15 protein-coding genes, 1 tRNA gene and 1 pseudogene are annotated in these 17,018 nt (G+C 67.6%); 5 read left to right on the forward strand and 12 right to left on the reverse strand.

Going from position 1 to position 17,018, the window contains the following annotated elements; genetic code table 11:
- The 3 genes and pseudogenes from Q0W90_RS16235 to Q0W90_RS16245 form a co-directional block, all read right to left on the reverse strand.
- A pseudogene (locus tag Q0W90_RS16235) lies at positions 1-293 on the reverse strand (HAD-IB family hydrolase); the annotation flags it as partial.
- Positions 290-1,759, reverse strand: coding sequence for a wax ester/triacylglycerol synthase family O-acyltransferase (locus tag Q0W90_RS16240; RefSeq protein ID WP_297592534.1), 1,470 nt, complete (start codon positions 1,757-1,759; stop codon positions 290-292). The gene Q0W90_RS16240 and the pseudogene Q0W90_RS16235, both read right to left, overlap by 4 nt.
- 148 nt (positions 1,760-1,907) lie before the next feature.
- On the reverse strand, positions 1,908-3,155 hold the full coding sequence (locus Q0W90_RS16245; RefSeq protein WP_297775232.1) for an alpha/beta hydrolase: 1,248 nt from the start codon (positions 3,153-3,155) through the stop codon (positions 1,908-1,910).
- 186 nt (positions 3,156-3,341) lie between these two features.
- Here Q0W90_RS16245 and Q0W90_RS16250 point away from each other — a divergent pair.
- The 3 genes from Q0W90_RS16250 to Q0W90_RS16260 all read left to right on the forward strand — a co-directional run bounded on the left by Q0W90_RS16250 (position 3,342) and on the right by Q0W90_RS16260 (position 5,339).
- A tRNA-Arg gene (locus Q0W90_RS16250) sits at positions 3,342-3,415 on the forward strand.
- A 303-nt stretch (positions 3,416-3,718) separates the two neighbouring features.
- Complete coding sequence (locus Q0W90_RS16255; RefSeq protein ID WP_297775234.1) at positions 3,719-4,129, forward strand: hypothetical protein; 411 nt, start codon at positions 3,719-3,721, stop codon at positions 4,127-4,129.
- A gap of 439 nt (positions 4,130-4,568) precedes the next feature.
- A complete protein-coding gene (locus Q0W90_RS16260) occupies positions 4,569-5,339 on the forward strand; it encodes an enoyl-CoA hydratase (protein WP_297592528.1) in 771 nt (256 codons plus the stop codon).
- Between the two features lie 22 nt (positions 5,340-5,361).
- Here the strand turns inward: Q0W90_RS16260 and Q0W90_RS16265 are convergent, their stop codons facing one another.
- From Q0W90_RS16265 to Q0W90_RS16300, 8 genes are all read right to left on the reverse strand, one after another.
- Entirely contained in the window at positions 5,362-6,543 is a 1,182-nt protein-coding gene (locus Q0W90_RS16265; RefSeq protein ID WP_297592526.1) for a dihydrolipoamide acetyltransferase family protein, read from the reverse strand.
- Positions 6,540-7,595, reverse strand: a complete 1,056-nt coding sequence (gene bkdB, locus Q0W90_RS16270; RefSeq protein WP_297592524.1) for a 3-methyl-2-oxobutanoate dehydrogenase subunit beta — start codon at positions 7,593-7,595, stop codon at positions 6,540-6,542. The genes Q0W90_RS16265 and bkdB overlap by 4 nt, the downstream gene beginning before the upstream one ends.
- 9 nt (positions 7,596-7,604) lie before the next feature.
- The gene (pdhA, locus tag Q0W90_RS16275; protein WP_297698188.1) at positions 7,605-8,687 is read right to left on the reverse strand and encodes a pyruvate dehydrogenase (acetyl-transferring) E1 component subunit alpha; all 1,083 of its coding nucleotides are present in this window, start codon (positions 8,685-8,687) and stop codon (positions 7,605-7,607) included.
- A 203-nt stretch (positions 8,688-8,890) separates the two neighbouring features.
- Positions 8,891-9,712 (reverse strand): CoA ester lyase, encoded by an 822-nt coding sequence (locus Q0W90_RS16280; RefSeq protein ID WP_297592522.1) that lies wholly within the window; start codon positions 9,710-9,712, stop codon positions 8,891-8,893.
- The gene (locus tag Q0W90_RS16285) at positions 9,709-10,203 is read right to left on the reverse strand and encodes a MaoC family dehydratase (RefSeq protein WP_297592520.1); all 495 of its coding nucleotides are present in this window, start codon (positions 10,201-10,203) and stop codon (positions 9,709-9,711) included. The genes Q0W90_RS16280 and Q0W90_RS16285 overlap by 4 nt, the downstream gene beginning before the upstream one ends.
- 105 nt (positions 10,204-10,308) lie before the next feature.
- Positions 10,309-11,475: an acyl-CoA dehydrogenase family protein gene (locus tag Q0W90_RS16290; protein ID WP_297775237.1), complete on the reverse strand. Its 1,167-nt coding sequence runs from the start codon at positions 11,473-11,475 to the stop codon at positions 10,309-10,311.
- Complete coding sequence (locus tag Q0W90_RS16295) at positions 11,472-13,469, reverse strand: acetyl/propionyl/methylcrotonyl-CoA carboxylase subunit alpha (RefSeq protein WP_297592516.1); 1,998 nt, start codon at positions 13,467-13,469, stop codon at positions 11,472-11,474. Before Q0W90_RS16295 ends, Q0W90_RS16290 begins: the two co-directional genes overlap by 4 nt.
- Before the next feature lie 5 nt (positions 13,470-13,474).
- The gene (locus Q0W90_RS16300; protein ID WP_297592583.1) at positions 13,475-15,064 is read right to left on the reverse strand and encodes a carboxyl transferase domain-containing protein; all 1,590 of its coding nucleotides are present in this window, start codon (positions 15,062-15,064) and stop codon (positions 13,475-13,477) included.
- Between the two features lie 194 nt (positions 15,065-15,258).
- Between Q0W90_RS16300 and Q0W90_RS16305 the strand changes: the two genes are divergently transcribed.
- Both Q0W90_RS16305 and Q0W90_RS16310 read left to right on the forward strand, forming a co-directional pair.
- Positions 15,259-15,915 (forward strand): TetR/AcrR family transcriptional regulator, encoded by a 657-nt coding sequence (locus Q0W90_RS16305; protein ID WP_297698175.1) that lies wholly within the window; start codon positions 15,259-15,261, stop codon positions 15,913-15,915.
- 64 nt (positions 15,916-15,979) lie between these two features.
- Positions 15,980-16,759: an MmpS family transport accessory protein gene (locus tag Q0W90_RS16310; protein ID WP_297775240.1), complete on the forward strand. Its 780-nt coding sequence runs from the start codon at positions 15,980-15,982 to the stop codon at positions 16,757-16,759.
- A 3-nt stretch (positions 16,760-16,762) separates the two neighbouring features.
- Here the strand turns inward: Q0W90_RS16310 and Q0W90_RS16315 are convergent.
- Positions 16,763-17,018, reverse strand: a 256-nt coding sequence (locus tag Q0W90_RS16315) for an MFS transporter (protein ID WP_297775242.1), incomplete at its 5' end; no start/stop codon positions are given.

Raw genomic sequence — 17,018 nt, forward strand, 5'->3', positions numbered from 1 at the left:
AACGCCGCGGCGGCCTTGCCGATGAGGTCCTCGAATTCGATGCGCCCCAGGGTGTGGCTGAGGCCGGCCTGGACCATGCCGAGCAACTCCCCCACGCCCATGTCGCGGCGCAGCAGCCGCTCCTGGGTCAGGATGACCGCGGTGAACCCGGCGACCAGGGTGCCGTCCAGGTCGAAAAACGCGCCGATTTTCGCCCCGGCGGGGCTGGCCATGATCTCGGCCACCGAGCCGGGCAGCCGCATGTCGGCCCCGCTTTCTTGGGTGCCGTCGGCGCGTTCTTCGGAGGCGCTCATGAGCCCGACGCCGATCGGGACGGCACGGCCGGCTCGGTGAACGAGGCGGGCACCGCGCGCGGCGGCGGGTCACCGGCCAGCGCCAGGATTTCGTCGAAACCGTCCACCAGGCACTGGGCGAACAACGCGTCGTTGCGCACCGAGGCCCTGTCGTAGCGCACGGTGATGGTGCACCACCCTCCCCGCGAGATCAGCACCACCATCATCGCCACGCCCGGCAGCGGGCCGATACCGTACTGCCGCAAGACTTTTGCGCCGGCGAGGTAGGTGTCACCGGGGAAGACCGGGAGATTGCTGGCTTGCACATCCGAGCCGATCACCGAGCCGGTGAGTCCTTCCAGCACCGCGGTGGGCAAGACGCTGAGGACCGGCGCCATCGAACCGATGATGTTCATCGCGGGCTCGTCGCGGCGCTGGGTCATCTGCGCGCGGATCTTCTTCATCCGGGAGACCGGGTCGACGGTGCCGATCGGTGCGGCCAGGTTGACGCCGGTAAACCGGTTGCCGCCGGCGTTATCCGCTTCGGCGCGCAGGTTGACCGGCACCGCCATCGGCAGCGTGCTGACCGGCACGCCGAACGCCTCGTGGTAGCGGCGCAGGGCGCCACACAGCCCGGCGAGGTAGGCGTCGTTGATCGATCCACCGCCGGCCTTGGCGGCCTTGTGCAGGTCGGAGAGCGGGATGTCGATCGCTTCGCTGCGGGTGGTCAGGCTGCGCCGGCGCAGCAGCGGCGACGGCTCGGCGGCCCGGTTGAGCACCCGCATGCCCGACATGGCGTACCCGACGATCCCCGAGACGGTGGCCGTCGGTTCCAGGACCGCTCGCCCGGCCGCCGACGCGGCGCCGGACAGCGCACCCAGGACGCCGCCGACCACCGCGAGGGGTAGGTGGTTAATGCCCTGGCGCATCAGGTCATTCGACGACAGGTCCTGTGGGATGGGCAGCGGCAGCGTCGGCTTGGCGGGTGGATCGCGCTCGAGGTCATAGATCTCGGCGAACATCTGGACTCCCCCGATCCCGTCGGTGACCGCGTGGCTGACATGCAGCAGGGTCGCCGCTTTCCCGTCGGCCAAACCCTCGACCAGGGTGGCCGTCCACAGCGGCCGGGAGATATCCATCGGCGACTGCAGGATGACCTCGGCGAGATCGAATACGTCACGTAGCGTGCCGGGTTCGGACACGCGCACCCGGCGCACATGAAAATCCAGGTTGAAATCGGGATCGACCACCCAGCGCGGCGCCGCCGTCGGCAACGTCGGCACCACCACCTTTTGCCGGAGCCGCAGCACCCGTCGGGAGGCGTTCTCGAATCGGGCCCGGAACTGCTGCCAGTCCGGTGTGGTGTCCAACAGCTCGAGCGCCATGATCCCCGACCGGGTGCGCGGATTCGCTTCGCCCCGATGCATGAGGTAGTCGACCGGCCCCAGCTCGTCGGACAACCTGATCGCCTCGACGGACTCAGTCATGGTCATCAACTCGACGAACCAACCTTGTCACCGTCGATCACGCCTCCCGTCTTGGATCCGCGAACCCTGATGGTCACCACAACGCTAGCCGGGTTACCGCGCTGGTGAAAGGAGCGACGAGGACTTCGACCGCCCGCTCAGCCGGCCTTCAACTGGCGGAAGTGGCCGACAGCGGCAGCGAATCCAGGACGGAGCTGACACGCCGCCCGTAGACGACACCCAGGAAATCGGCGACGGCGTCAGCGGCCAACCGCGATCGAACCGTCGGGGTGATGTCGAAGGCATGATGCGCGTTGGCGAGTTCGGCGTGGGCCACCGTGGGGGCGCCGGCCGCGCGGAGCGCCGCGCAGAAGGCGCGGGCCTGGCCGCTGGGAACCAGTTCGTCTTTCTCGCCATGCAGTACGAAGAAGGGCGGCGCGTCGGGGTGCACATAGGAGATCGGCGACGCCGCGGTGAACCGCTCCGGTTCGTCGGCGTAACGGGCCTTCACCACGAACTGCTCCAGGAACGGCAGCATCAGCTCGTGCATGTTCTCGAAGTCGGTGAAGTCGTAGACGCCGTAATAGGGCGCGACCGCCTGGACGGCTGTGTCGGCGTCTTCGAAACCGGGTTGAAAGTCGGGATCGTTCGGGGTGAGCGCCGCCAGGGAGGCCAGGTGCCCGCCCGCCGACCCGCCGGTAATCGCGATGAAGTCAGGGTCGCCGCCGTAGTCGGCGATGTTCTCCCGGACCCACGCGATCGCCCGCTTGACGTCGATGAGGTGCGCGGGAAAGGCGCTGCGTGGGCTCTTGCTGTAGTCGATCGAGACGCAGATCCAGCCGAGTTGAACCATGCGGCTCATCAGCGTGTAGGCCTGCGGGCGTCTGCCGTTGAGCGCCCACGCCCCGCCCGGCACCTGGATCAGCACCGGCGCCCGGCAGCCGGGCGCCAGGTCGTCGCGCCGCCAGATGTCGAGCAGGTTGTCGCGGCCGCGGGGGCCGTAGGAGATGTCGGAAGTCTGTGCCGCGTAACGCCGGTGCGGCCCGGGCCTGCCCAACAGGCCACCGCGCCGGGCGCACACGGACCCCACGGTGATCGGGTGGCATACCTGCTCACCGAAGTCGGCGCCCAAGGACTCCTCGAGCGCGGTGGTAAGAGTTTGGTCCGCCCGCTGAGCGGCCAACGTCTTGCCGACCCGGCCGATCGACGGATGCGCGACCCGCGACAGCGCGTGACCGGTGACGACGTGCGGCGGAAACTCCGTGAAAAGCCAGCCGGCGAAGAAGCCCAGCGCGAGTGGGCCGCCGCGCAGCAACAGGGTGCCGGCCTGATAGGCGCCCCTGGCCTCGGCCGCCAGGCGTGATGCCTGGGCGCCGGCCCATGAGCAGCGCGAAGACAGGTCACTGGCCACGCTCATGACGACGTCACCCCTCGACGTTATGCACACGCCTCGTTGCGGTTAACGGCCGATGGCCGGCCGGTGTTGTACGTGTGTCGAGGTCCATCACGATAACCGATAGACGCGGCGCGGGAAGGCTTTTCGCGCGCGTGGCGGCGGGGAATCGGATCGGCGGACACAGTTGGATAGACTGACCTGCACATTGCCTCCGTAGCTCAGGTGGATAGAGCAAGGGCCTTCTAATCCCTAGGTCGCACGTTCGAGTCGTGCCGGGGGCACCGATCGCTTGTCTCAGCGTGTTTCAGCGACCTCTCGTTCTTTCCTGCACTCTTGTGCCGCCGGCGCCGCGGTCCGGTTCTGACCAGTGAAAAGGTTGCGGTTCACGGTCCATAAAGCGCATACACGGAACCGGCGGTAATGGCTATTCGGCGGTCGGCATACCGCCCGGCGCCTTGCGAACTGAAGTGACTTTCAAAAGTTTGCGGATTTAGTATTCTGAGAGCAGCGTGTCACAACGAGCAGTTGGCGTCCTCGGGGAGATCATTAGTTTGGGCGTCTTCTCTTCGAGGGGTTGGCGATATATGGCGTCGAATGACTGGCAGCCGGTGGTGCGTGTCGGGGAGCCGAGGTTCATAGCCGGCGTTGGTAGTCGGATCAAAGTTGAAGTGAAGACCAGGGGATGGCTGAGCCGGGACTGGCGATGTTACTTCGGATCTCAGGTATCGCAGCAACAGCTCGATGCCCGGTACTCCTCCTATCCTTGCTGGGACGAAGTTCAGCGCATCGAGGGCTCCTGCTCGGAGCATGACGCGGAGCGCTACATCGAATTGATCGACGCCGCAATCCATTACGCCAACATCAAGTTGCGTAGCAATGCCCTGCCGCGGGCCGTCCTTCAGGGAGCGCGCCTGGATCAGCGGGGGTGTGCGGTGCGTGAGCGTCAGGCCGAACTCGATGAGCTGGCTAAGAGGTTGGCGAAGCCCGAGTCCTAGTTGTCCGGCACGTCCACCCGGGTCCCGGGCGAGCCCCGCCGCCATCTCGCCGAGGGCCGGGATGTCGTGCGTTTGCCCAGGTCTTTCCGGGGACCAGACGAAGAGGCCCAAAAGTCGCACATCACGTTTTGATAAACACAGCATTAGCCGTGGATTCCGACTTCCCGTGCGCGACCGCAAAGATTGTCGTGTTTGCGCGACTTCGCGCCGGCGGAACCGCAGGCGATCGCAAATGGCGTTCAGCCCGGGAGTTGTCCAATAAAACCGGTCGCCGAGTTTGTTCGGCCGCCCTTTCCGGAGTCGCCTGCTCATCGCGCTCACACCGGCCGATGCCCCACCCAGGCCGCGCAGTACCCTTACCTCGCCCGTCACGCTGCCCGCGAAAGAACCGGTGGGTCAGGCGGACCCGCGACCCAAACCCAACCCGGAGGTGCCCGATATGGCCCAGTCCGATCTCGTCCTGCTCGACATCGACAACCGCGTCGCGCTCATCACCGTCAACGATCCCGACCGGCGCAACGCGGTGACCGCCGAGATGTCGGGGCTGTTGCGCGAGGCCGTCGAGCGGGCCGAAGCCGATCCCGATGTGCACGCCGTCGTGGTCACGGGGGCCGGCAAGGCGTTTTGTGCGGGCGCCGACCTCAGTGCCCTGGGGGCCGCGGGCGGCGGAGCGGCCGAGACGGGCCTGCAGCAGCTTTATGACGGATTCATGGCCATCGGTAGTTGCCGGCTCCCCACCATCGCCGCGGTCAACGGCGCGGCCGTCGGGGCAGGGCTGAATCTGGCCCTGGCCGCCGACGTGCGCATCGCCGGGCCCGCCGCCCTGTTCGATGCGCGATTCCAGAAGCTGGGGCTACACCCGGGCGGGGGGGCGACCTGGATGCTGCAGCGGGCGGTCGGCCCGCAGGTCGCCCGCGCCGCCCTGCTGTTCGGCATGCGTTTTGACGCCGAAGCCGCCGCGCGCCATGGCTTGGCGCTGCGCGTCGCCGACGATCCCGTCGGTGCGGCACTGGAACTGGCCGCCGGGCCGGCGGCGGCGCCGCGCGAGGTGGTGCTGGCGACCAAGGCGACCATGCGCGCCACCATCAGTCCGGGGTCGCTGGACCACGAACAACACCGGCAGGCCATGCGCGCCGAACTCGGGCCGCAGGCCCATTCCATCCAGTCACCAGAATTCACACAGCGATTGGCCGCGGCACAGCGCAAGTAGCGGACCGACCGCGATGTGAGGGTCACAAATCCAACAGGGCGGTTTCGGGTGACTCGATCAGATCCCTTAACTCGCAGACGAATTGGGCCGCTTGTGCACCATCGGCGATGCGGTGGTCGAAAACACAGGTCAGCGACATCGTCGGGCGTACCACGATCTCGGCGCCGAGGGCCACCGGCCGCGGCTTGATCGCACCCATCCCGAGGATGGCCGCTTCGGGGTGGTTGATCACCGGTACCCCGTCGTCCACACCCAGCGCTCCGAAGTTCGACACGGTGAACGTCGAGCCCCGCAGCTCACCCGGCGCCAGGCTGCCCTCGCGCGCACCGGCAATCAATTCTGCTGCACGAGACGCCAGTTCGCGGGTCGTCTTGGTGTGGGCATCGGCGATGACCGGGACGAGCAGCCCACGTTCGGTGGCCGCGGCGATGCCCAGGTGGACTCGATGGTCGACGCGTAGCTGCGATCCCTGCGGGGAGTCGACCCACGTCGAATTCAGAATCTCGTTGTGGCGCAACGCGATGACCAGCAGTCGCAGCGTCAGCACGAAGGGTGTTATTTCCTGATCGCTCGCACGGAGCCGGTCGGACAGCCGCAGCAACTCGGTGCAGTCCACCTCGACGGTGACCTTCGCGGCCGGAATCTCCTTGTGCGACAAGGCCATCTTTTCCGCCATCCGCGCCTGCACACCATGGACCGATCGGACGTCGGCTCCGTTCCCGGTCCCGCGAGCCGCCGATAGCACGTCCTCGCGGGTGATGATGGTGCCGGCGCTGTGCGGCAGCGAGGCGAGATCGACCATCAATTCTTTGGCCAGTTTGCGCACCGGAGGAGCGGCCCGCGGACGGCTGGTGCGACGGCTGCTGTCGACACCGGAATCAGCACCGTAGCCGACCAGTGTGGGCGGCTCCGTCTCGACCGCCGGTAGGGCGCCACCGCCCGGCGCCGTGTCGATCTGCACCAGCACCGCTCCCACCTTGAGCACATCGCCCTCGGCGCCGTTCATTTCGACGATCCGTCCGGCATGCGGGCTGGGAATCTCCACTTCGGCCTTGGCGGTCTCCACCGTGCACAACACGTGGTTGAGCTCGACGTCGTCGCCTATCGCGACGTTCCAGTGCGTCACCGTGATTTCTTCGAGTCCCTCGCCGAGGTCGGGCACCCGAAACGGCTTGATCCGCTGTTGCGCGGATGGGCCGCTCATGGCAGTTCCAAGGCGCGCTCGACGCAGTCCAGCAGCCGGTCGGGGCCGGGCAGCCATAACTTCTCCAACCGCGCCGGCGGGTAGGGGGTGTCAAACCCGCACGCGCGCAACACCGGCGCCTCCAGCTCGTAGAACAACTCCTCTTGAATGCGGGCGGCCAGCTCCGCTCCATACCCCAGGCTGCGCGGCCCCTCGTGCATCACCACGCAGCGCCCGGTCCGCTGGATCGACGTGGCGACGGTGTCGAAGTCCAGGGGAACCAATGACCGCAGATCGATGACCTCCAGGCTCCAACCACGCTGGCGCTGTGCCTCGTCGGCGGCGCCGACCGCCGTGGCGACCAAGCTGCCGTAGGTCACGACGGTCACGTCGGTGCCGGGCCGGCGCACCATCGCTCGCCCGATCGGTGGTTCGGGCCGGGTGGCGTCCACCATGCCGCGGCCCTGGTAGCGCCGCTTGGGCTCCAGGTACATGACCGGGTCCGGGCAGGCGATCGCGTGACGCAGCAGCCAATACGCGTCGGCCGGGCTGGATGGCACCACCACCTTCAACCCGGCCGTATGCGCCCAGTACGACTCGGTGGAATCCGAATGATGTTCTGCGGCACCGATTCCGCCGAAGGATGGGATGCGCACGGTCACCGGCATGTTGATTTCGCCGCGGGTACGGGTGCGGTACTTCGCCAGGTGGCTGACCACCTGATCGAAAGCCGGGTAGGAAAACCCGTCGAACTGGATCTCGGGCACCGGCACGAAACCACGTAACGCCAGCCCCACCGCGATCCCGACGATGGCGGACTCCGCCAGCGGCGTGTCAAAGCAGCGGCCTTCGCCGAAGGCCTCGGCCAGTCCTTCGGTCACCCGGAATACCCCTCCCGCGACCGAGACGTCTTCGCCGAAGACCAACACCCGATCGTCGGCGGCCATCGCATCGTGCAGGGCGCGGTTGAGCGCCTGCACCATGGTCAACGACTGCGCACCAAGCGCGACGCTTTCCGCTGCCGCGGTGAGTGTTTCGTCGTGGCCGGCCGGACGATCAGCGAGCTGAGTCATCGACGCCTCTCAATCACTTCGGTCGAGTTCGGCCCGCAGCTGGTGGCGCTGCGCCTGCAGTCCCGGCGTGATCTCGGCGTACACCGAGGTGAACACCTCGTCGATGTCGAAATCGGGCGCATCGACCACCGCGTCGCGCAATTCGGACCGCATTCGCGTTGCGCGGCCAATGACCCGTTCCTCCAAGCGTTCTGACCACAGGCCCCGGCCCTGCAGATAGGTGCGGTACCGCGGGATCGGGTCCAGCGCCGCCCAGTGGCCGACTTCGTCCCGCGTCCGGTATCGGCTGGGGTCATCGGACGTGGTGTGCGGGCCCAGGCGGTAGGTGACCGCCTCGATCAACGTCGGTCCGCCACCGGCGCGGGCCCGGGCGGCGGCCTCGGCCGTCACGGCATAGCAGGCCAAAACATCATTGCCGTCTACCCGGATCCCGGGCATACCGTAGCCAATCGCCTTGTGTGCCAGCGAGGGCGCGGCGGTCTGTCGATGGATCGGCGTCGAGATCGCCCACTGGTTGTTCTGCACGACGAAGACACAGGGCGTGCTGAACACGGCAGCGAAGTTCAGCGCCTCGTGCACGTCTCCCGTGCTGGTGGCACCGTCGCCGAGGAAGGCCGTCGTCACCGAATCTTCGCCCAGGCGTTGGGAAGCCATCGCCGCGCCCACGGCGTGCAGGGTCTGGGTGCCGATCGGAATCGAGAGCGGGGCGCAGCACTTCTTGGTGAATTCCAGACCGCCATGCCAGGTTCCGCGCCACACGGCCCCGACGTGGCCGGGCGGGATGCCGCGCACCAAAAAGACTCCCAGCTCCCGGTATTGGGGAAACACCCAGTCGGTTTTACGCAGGCACGCCGCCGCGCCGATCTGAGCGGCTTCCTGACCGCGGCAGGACGCGAAGAGCGCCAACTCCCCTTGCCGCTTGAGGTTCACGAATTCGCCGTCGAGTTCCCGGGTGATCACCATCATCTCGTAGAGCCAGCTCAGTGTCTCCGCGGGAAGCTCACGGCTGTAGCGGCGTTCGGATGTCGGTGAGCCATCGGCAGCGACGAGTTGCACCGGTTCGAGGTCGACGGTCATCGGCATCTGAGCCATCTGCGCCACACCGCCTCCCTCGCTGGGTGCCGCGCGGAAGCCGATCGCCAGCTACCCGAAAGGCTTCGCTCGCCGCGACACTGGCGTAGTCCCCATTATGCCCTCAAACGAGAAGAGACCGCGTTGATTGCGAAGACTGCGGAGCGTGTCGCGCGCGCCCGGAAGGGGCGCTCGGGCGACAGGGTCGTCGAAAGGCCGGGCCGTCAGCCGGAGACGGCCTCACCCGCCCTGCGCAACATCATTTGCGCGTGCTTGAGCACCGGGGAGTCGACCATCTGTCCTTCGAAGGCGAACACCCCTCGCTCGCCGCGCGCGGCGGTCAACACCCGTCGCGCCCAGTCCAGCTTGTCCTCGCCGGGGCGATACGCCTCGCGCACCACCGGGATCTGGCTCGGGTGGATGCACACGGTCCCACCGAACCCCAGCGCGACGGCGTCTTCGGCCTCGGCCCGCAGCCCGTCGAGGTCGCGGATATCCAGGTGGACCGCGTCGAGCGCCACCCGGCCGAAGGCCGACGCGGTGAGCAGGGCCGTCGACCGCACGTGGTGGGCGACGTCGCGGTACGTGCCGTCGGCCCAGCGGCTGGAGCTACCGCCGAGCGTGGCGACCAGATCCTCGGCGCCCCACATCAGCGCCACCGTGCCCTGCGCCGCCGCGATTTCGGTGGCGAACACCGCGCCGCGCGGGGTCTCCAGCAGCGCGATCACCTCACGCGGGGCCAATGCCTCCACCTGCGCCGCCGATTCCGTCTTGGACAGCATCACGGTGGTGTAGGCGGTATCGGCGAGGGCCTCGAGGTCGCGGGGGTGTTCGTCGGTGCCGGCCGCGTTGATCCGCACCACGGTGCGCTCGGGGTCCAGCGGTGTGTCCCGCAACGCCTTGCGGGCGGCGGGCTTGTCCGCCTCGGCCACGCCGTCCTCGAGGTCGAGGATCACCACATCGGCCGCGGCGGCGGCCTTAGCGAAACGTTCGGGGCGGTCGGCCGGGCAGAACAGCCATCCGGGACCGGCGGCCTGCAGGTTCACTTGGCCTCCTGATCGGCCGGGCGCTTCTGGACCAGCGTGGTGCGCACGGCGCGCGCGACGACGTCGCCGTGCTGGTTGCGTCCGGTGTGCTCGAGGGTGACGATGCCTTCGCCGGGCCGGCTCTTCGATTCGCGCTTGGCCGTACACACGGTTTCCGCGTACAGGGTGTCGCCGTGAAAGACGGGCTTGGGGAAGGACACCTCGGAGAAGCCGAGGTTGGCCACGATGGTGCCGAGCGTCAGCTGCGACACCGACAGGCCCACCACCGTGGAGAGGGTGAACATGGAGTTCACCAGCCGCTCGCCCCGAAAGCCCGGCTGCTCGGCGGCCCAGGCCGCGTCGAGGTGCAGCGACTGGGTGTTCATGGTCAGCGTGGTGAACAAGACGTTGTCGGCCTCGGTGACCGTGCGGCCGGGCCGGTGCAGGTAGGTGGTGCCGATCTCGAACTCTTCAAACCACAAGCCCCGCTGGACAATCGACGCGCCGGTCATCTGCGCCACTCCTCAATCCCGGCTACGCCGGCATTATCGTCGTCGGCGCGGGTCATCTGCGCCACTCCTCAATCCCGGCTACGCCGGCATTATCGTCGGCGCGGGTCATGACAGGCCCAGCGATCGCGCGATGAGCATCAGCTGCACCTCGGTGGTGCCCTCACCGATTTCGAGGATCTTGCTGTCGCGGTAGTGACGCGCCACCGGATACTCGTTCATGAAGCCGTAGCCCCCGTGGATCTGGGTTGCGTCGCGGGCGTTGTCCATCGCCGCCTCCGACGCGATCATCTTGGCGATTGCCGCCTCCTTCTTGAAGAGCTTGCCCGCCAACATCTTTGCAGCGGCATCGTAGTACGCCGTGCGCGCGACGTGGGCACGCGCCTCCATCCGCGCGATCTTGAAGCTGATCGCCTGATAGGAGCCGATCGGCTGGCCGAACGACTGGCGTTCCTGGGCGTACTTGACGCTCTCGTCGACGCAGCCCTGCGCCGCCCCGGTCGCCAGTGCGGCGATCGCGATGCGGCCCTCGTCCAGGATGGACAGGAAGTTTGCGTAACCCGTGCCGCGGGCGCCCAGCAGGTTCTCCTCCGGCACCCGCGCGTCGGCGAAGCTCAGCGGATGGGTGTCCGACGCATTCCAGCCGACCTTGCTGTAGACCGGTTCGACGGTGAATCCCGGTGTGCCGCTGGGCACGATGATCGTCGAGATCTCTTTCTTGTCCGCGCCGACGGTGCCGGTGACGGCGGTGACGGTGACCAGTGAGGTGATGTCGGTTCCCGAGTTGGTGATGAACTGCTTGCTGCCGTTGATCACCCATTCGCCGTTGTCGAGCCGGGCGGTGGTGCGGGTGGCGCCAGCGTCGGAGCCGGCGCCGGGCTCGGTGAGCCCGAAGGCCGCCAGCGCCCGGCCGGCGGTCAGGTCCGGGAGCCACTTTTGCTTCTGCTCCTCGGTGCCGAATCGGTAGATCGGCATCGCACCGAGGCTGACCCCGGCCTCCAGCGTGATCGCCACCGATTGGTCGACCTTGCCGAGTTCCTCGAGCGCCAGCGACAGCGCGAAGTAGTCGCCGCCCATGCCGCCGTACTCCTCGGGGAACGGCAGCCCGAACAGACCCATCTCCCCCATCTTGGCGACGACTTCGTACGGAAAGCTGTGCTCCTCATCGTGTTTGGCCGACACCGGGGCGACGACGGTGCGCGCGAATTCGGCAACGGTGTCGCGTAGGTCTTCGTATTCCTTGGGTAACGTGCCCGCGGTTATGGATGTGGTCATGTCTCGTCCTTGCTTTCTTCTTCCGGGATCAATCGGGCCAGCACCTGATCCACGGTCACCTGATCACCGACGGAGACCAGTACCTCCACCTGTCCGGACACCGGTGCGGCAAGCGAGTGTTCCATCTTCATCGCCTCGACGACGACCACGACGTCGCCTTCGGAAACGTCGGTGCCGGAGGGGGTTTGGACGGCGATCACGCTGCCCGGCATCGGACTGAGGATCTCGGCCCGCTGCGCGCCAGCGGCACGATGAATTGTGTTCTCCTCGGCCTCACGCAGGTGCCAGGTCCCCCGCTCGTCGGCGATCCACAGATGCCTGTCGGCTTCGGCCCACCGGTAGTCGCGCCGCAGACCGTCGATCACCGCGCTCATCCGTGTCCGCTCGACGTGCACCGCGGCCGAACAGGTTTCCCCGTCACCGACCTGCACCGTGGCGGCCTCGGGAAGCCCCCACACCGACACCGTCTCACTGCGCAGCGGGGTGCGCATATCGGTGCGAACCGCTGCCGCGCTGCCGCCGACCCGCCATCCCGTGGGTGCCGCCCACGGATTGCCCGCGAAGTGGCGCGCCCGGGAGGCCAGCGCCGACTGCCGGTAGAGGCCGGCCGCCGCGAGCACGTCATCGGGGGCCGGCAGCGGGGCGAAGTCCGCCAACCGCTCATCCAGCAGGGCGGTATCCAGGTCGCCGGCGCGCACCCGCTCATCGGCGAGCAGAAACCGCAGAAATTCGATATTGGTCTGCACGCCCAGGATCGCCGTTTGGCTCAGCGCCCGGTCGAGTTTCGCCAGCGCCTCGTCGCGGTCGGCCCCGTGGGCGATCACCTTGCTCAGCATCGGATCGTAGTCACTGCCGACCAGCGTGCCCGGCAGCAGCGACGAGTCGACCCGCACGCCGTCCCCGGACGGTTCGAAGACCCGCAGCACCCGCCCGCCGGTGGGCAGGAATCCCCGCGCCGGATCTTCGGCGTACACCCGGGCCTCGATCGCGTGCCCGCGTAATTCGATGTCGTCCTGGGCGAACACCAGCTTCTCACCGGCGGCGACCCGCAGCTGCCACTCGACCAGGTCCAGGCCGGTGACCGCTTCGGTGACCGGATGCTCAACCTGCAGGCGGGTGTTCATTTCCATGAAGAAGAACTCGTGCGCGCGGTCGGCGGAGACGATGAACTCGACCGTGCCCGCGCCGACGTAATCGACGCTGCGCGCGGTGTTGCAGGCCGCCGCCCCGATTCGCGCCCGCGTCGCCGGATCCAGTAGCGGCGAAGGCGCCTCCTCGATCACCTTCTGGTGGCGCCGCTGTAGGCTGCACTCGCGCTCGCCCAGGTACACGACGTTGCCGTGCGTGTCGGCGAGCACTTGCACCTCGATGTGTCTGGGGCGCAACACAAACCGTTCCAGGAACAGCGTGTCGTCGCCGAATGCGGAGGCCGCCTCCCGGCGGGCGCTGACCAGTGCCTCACGCAGCCGCGCCGGGTCTTCCACCAACCGCATGCCCTTGCCGCCGCCGCCCGCCGACGGCTTGATCAAGACCGGGTATCCGACCTCGTCGGCGGCCGCGACCAGCGCGTCGTCGCTCAGCCCGGGTTTGGCCACGCCGGGCACCACCGGGACGTCGAACGCGGCGACCGCGTTCTTGGCGGTGATCTTGTCGCCCATCACCTGAATCGCCCGTACGGGCGGCCCCAGGAACACCACCCCGGCCCGCTCGCATGCGGCGGCGAAATCGGCGTTCTCGGAGAGGAATCCGTACCCCGGGTGGATCGCTTGAGATCCGGTGCGCACCGCGGCTTCGACAACCTTGTCGATGTTCAGGTAACTCTCGCGTGCCGCGGCGGGTCCCAACCGGACCGCTTCGTCAGCCTCGAGGACGTGCCGCGCACCGTCGTCGGGATCGCTGTAGACGGCCACCGACCGGATGCCCAGCCGGCGCAACGTCCGGATCACCCGCACCGCGATCTCCCCGCGGTTGGCCACCAATACGGTCTCGAACACTGCACTCACATCCGGAAGACGCCATAGGAGACGGGTTCCAACGGTGCTTGGGCGCACACCGAAAGAGCAAGCCCGACAAATGTTCTCGTATCGGCCGGGTCGATGATCCCGTCATCCCACAGCCGGGCCGTCGAGTAGTACGGGTTGCCCTGGTCCTCGTACTGACCGCGAATGGGCGCCTTGAACGCCTCTTCCTCGTCCGCGGACCAGGGTTTGCCCGCCGCGGTGAGCTGTTCACCGCGCACGGTGGCCAGCACGGATGCGGCCTGTTCGCCGCCCATCACCGAGATCCGGGCGTTGGGCCACATCCACAAGAAGCGCGGCGAGTACGCCCGACCGCACATCGAATAGTTGCCCGCCCCATAGGATCCGCCGATCACGACGGTCAGTTTGGGCACCCGGGCGCAGGCGACGGCGGTGACCATCTTGGCACCGTGCTTGGCGATACCGCCGGCCTCGTAATCCCGGCCGACCATGAAGCCGGCGATGTTCTGCAAAAACAGCAGCGGGATCTTGCGCTTGTCGCACAGCTCGATGAAATGCGCGCCCTTCAAAGCGGATTCGCTGAAGAGCACACCGTTGTTGGCCACGATCCCTACCGGGTGGCCGTGGATGTGGGCGAACGCGGTCACCAGCGTCTTGCCGTAGTTGGCCTTGAACTCGCTGAATTCACCGCCGTCGACGAGCCGGACGATGACCTCGTGCACGTCGTAGGGCACCCGCGGGTCCGGCGGCACCACGTCGTAGAGCTGCGTCTGAGCGCATTTGGGAGCTCTCGGGGGCTGCACCTCCCACGGGCTCGGCTCACGCGGGCCGAACGTGGCCGCGATCGAGCGGACGATCCGCAACGCGTGCTCGTCGTCGTCGGCGAGGTGGTCGGTGACCCCGGAGACCCGCGAATGCAGGTCGCCGCCGCCGAGATCCTCGGCCGACACGATCTCGCCGGTCGCCGCCTTGACCAGTGGCGGGCCGCCCAAAAAGATCGTGCCCTGCTCGCGGACGATGACGGCCTCATCGCTCATCGCCGGCACGTATGCGCCCCCAGCCGTGCACGAGCCCAGCACGGCGGCCACTTGCGGAATTCCCTTGGCGCTCATGGTCGCCTGGTTGAAGAAGATGCGACCGAAATGCTCCCGGTCGGGAAAGACTTCGTCTTGGCGCGGCAGGAAGGCCCCGCCGGAGTCCACCAGGTAGATGCACGGCAGCCGGTTCTGCAGCGCCACCTCCTGCGCACGCAGGTGCTTTTTGACCGTCATCGGGTAGTAGGTGCCACCCTTGACCGTCGCGTCGTTGGCGACAATCACGCACTCGCGCTCCGACACGCGGCCGATCCCGGTGATGATGCCGGCTCCCGGAGATTCGTCGTCGTACATGCCGTCGGCGGCCAGCGGTGAGAGCTCCAAAAACGGGCTACCGGGGTCGAGCAGGCGGTCCACCCGTTCGCGCGGCAACAATTTGCCGCGGCTGACGTGGCGTTCCCGCGCGCGCTCGTTGCCGCCCAGCGCCGCCGCGGCCAGCCTGGTGTTCAGCTCGCCCACCAGCCGGCGGTGCTCGTCGGCGAACGACACCTCGGGTGCCTTCGCGGGCGAGGTCATCACCTTGTCCATCGCCGCAGCAGCCTCCTTGCCGTCGGGCGGTCCGGCTTTTGAGTTAATTCTCATTAACTCAGGGCTTGAGAATACCATTGCCGTCGTTACCGGTCCAGGAGCACCGTACCCGGCGAACAACGCGAGTTAATTGCGAATAACTCGTGCTAGGTTGGTGACGATTCACCACACGGAGATCTGTCATGACAACGTCTGCCTCCGAAGGCCAGGCCGCTGGCGCCGACGCCCCAAATCGCCGGAGCCAGTTGAAATCCGACCGCCGCCTACAACTGCTGTCCGCCGCCGAGCGGCTGTTCGCCGAACGCGGATTTCTCGCGGTGCGGCTGGACGACATCGGCGCCGTGGCCGGCGTCAGCGGTCCGGCCATCTACCGCCATTTCCCCAACAAAGAGTCGCTACTGGTCGAGTTGCTGGTGGGCATCAGCACCCGGCTGCTCGCCGGCGCCCGGCAGGTGCTGACCCGCAGCGCCGATGCCGCCGTCGCACTGGACGGCCTGATCGACTTCCATCTCGATTTCGCCCTGACCGAACCCGACCTGATCCGCATCCAAGATCGCGACCTGGCGTATCTGCCTGCGGCGGCCGAAAAGCAGGTGCGCAAGGCGCAACGCCAATATGTGGAGGTCTGGGTGGGGGTCCTGCGCGAGTTGAATCCCGAGCTGGCCGAGGGCGATGCCCGGCTGACCGCGCACGCCGTGTTCGGCCTGCTGAATTCGACACCGCACAGCATGAAATCCCCCGATACGTCACGCAGCAAAACCGTCCGCGCCGCCCGATCGCGCGCCGTGATGCGGGCGATGACGATCGCCGCGCTCGCGGCCGGAAACCAGTGCCCCTGAGCTCCCCGCCATAAGGTGAGTAAGCGCTTCAACGCCCAGCCCGGGGTACCCTGCAAGCCATGAGGTGGACATGAACGATTCACGTCCCACCGAGCGGTTTAGTCCATCGCCACCGTGGCCGCAGCAGCCGGGGTACGCCCGGCCCGCTGATCCCGCATATGCCGACCAGACGCCGTACGCCCCCACCTATGGCGGGACGACGTCGCCCTGGGCACCCACGACCGACGAGACGAACACGACACGGCGGCTGCCGGCGTACTGGCAGCAAGACGTTCCTGCATCCGACGAACTGCACTCGCAGGGCATGGCTTCCCCACCCCCGGGGGGGCCGAAATCACCGCGCTGGTTGTGGATCGCCGCCGGCGCGGCGGTGCTGCTGGTCGTCGCCTTGGTGATCGCTCTGGCACTCGCGAACGACGCGATCAAGACCCAGACCGCCGTCCCGCCGTTGCCCGCGATGCCCGAGCCGAGTCCGGAGGCCCCGACATCGTCGGCGCGTAAGTCACCGACCCTCATCCCGGCGCCGATACCACCGACGAGCGGCCCCGAGCTGCCCACCCCGACGAGCGGTACAGCGGCAGCACAGGACGTCGTCTACACCGTCACGGGCGAGGGTCGCGCGATCAGCATCATGTACATCGACGCCGGTGACCTCATCCAGACCGAATTCAACGTCGCGCTGCCGTGGAGCAAGCAGGTCAGTCTGTCGAAGTCGGCTGTCCACCCGGCCAACGTCACGATCGTCAACATCGGTCACACGGTCACCTGCACGGTCACCGTCAACGGAGTCCAGGTGAGCAAGCGCGCCGGCGGGGGGCTGACGATCTGCGACGCCCGGGGCTGAGCCCTACGAGGGTTCGGCCACCGGTTCGGCGACCGGGGCGTCGCGCTGCGGAACGCGGACCACCAGCATCGCGAGCAGCCCGGCGATCAATACCAGCGAAATGCCGCCGAGGCCCGCACGCACGGCACCGAATACGTCGACGAACACCGAGAACAGCCACGGCGCCAGGAACGCCACCGCTCGTCCGGTCATGGTGTAGAGGCCGAACGCGACCCCTTCCCTGCCGTACTTGGCCATCTGCAGCAGCAGCGCGCGCGAC

The organism is Mycobacterium sp. (genome assembly GCF_025933915.1).
GTDB lineage: Bacteria > Actinomycetota > Actinomycetes > Mycobacteriales > Mycobacteriaceae > Mycobacterium.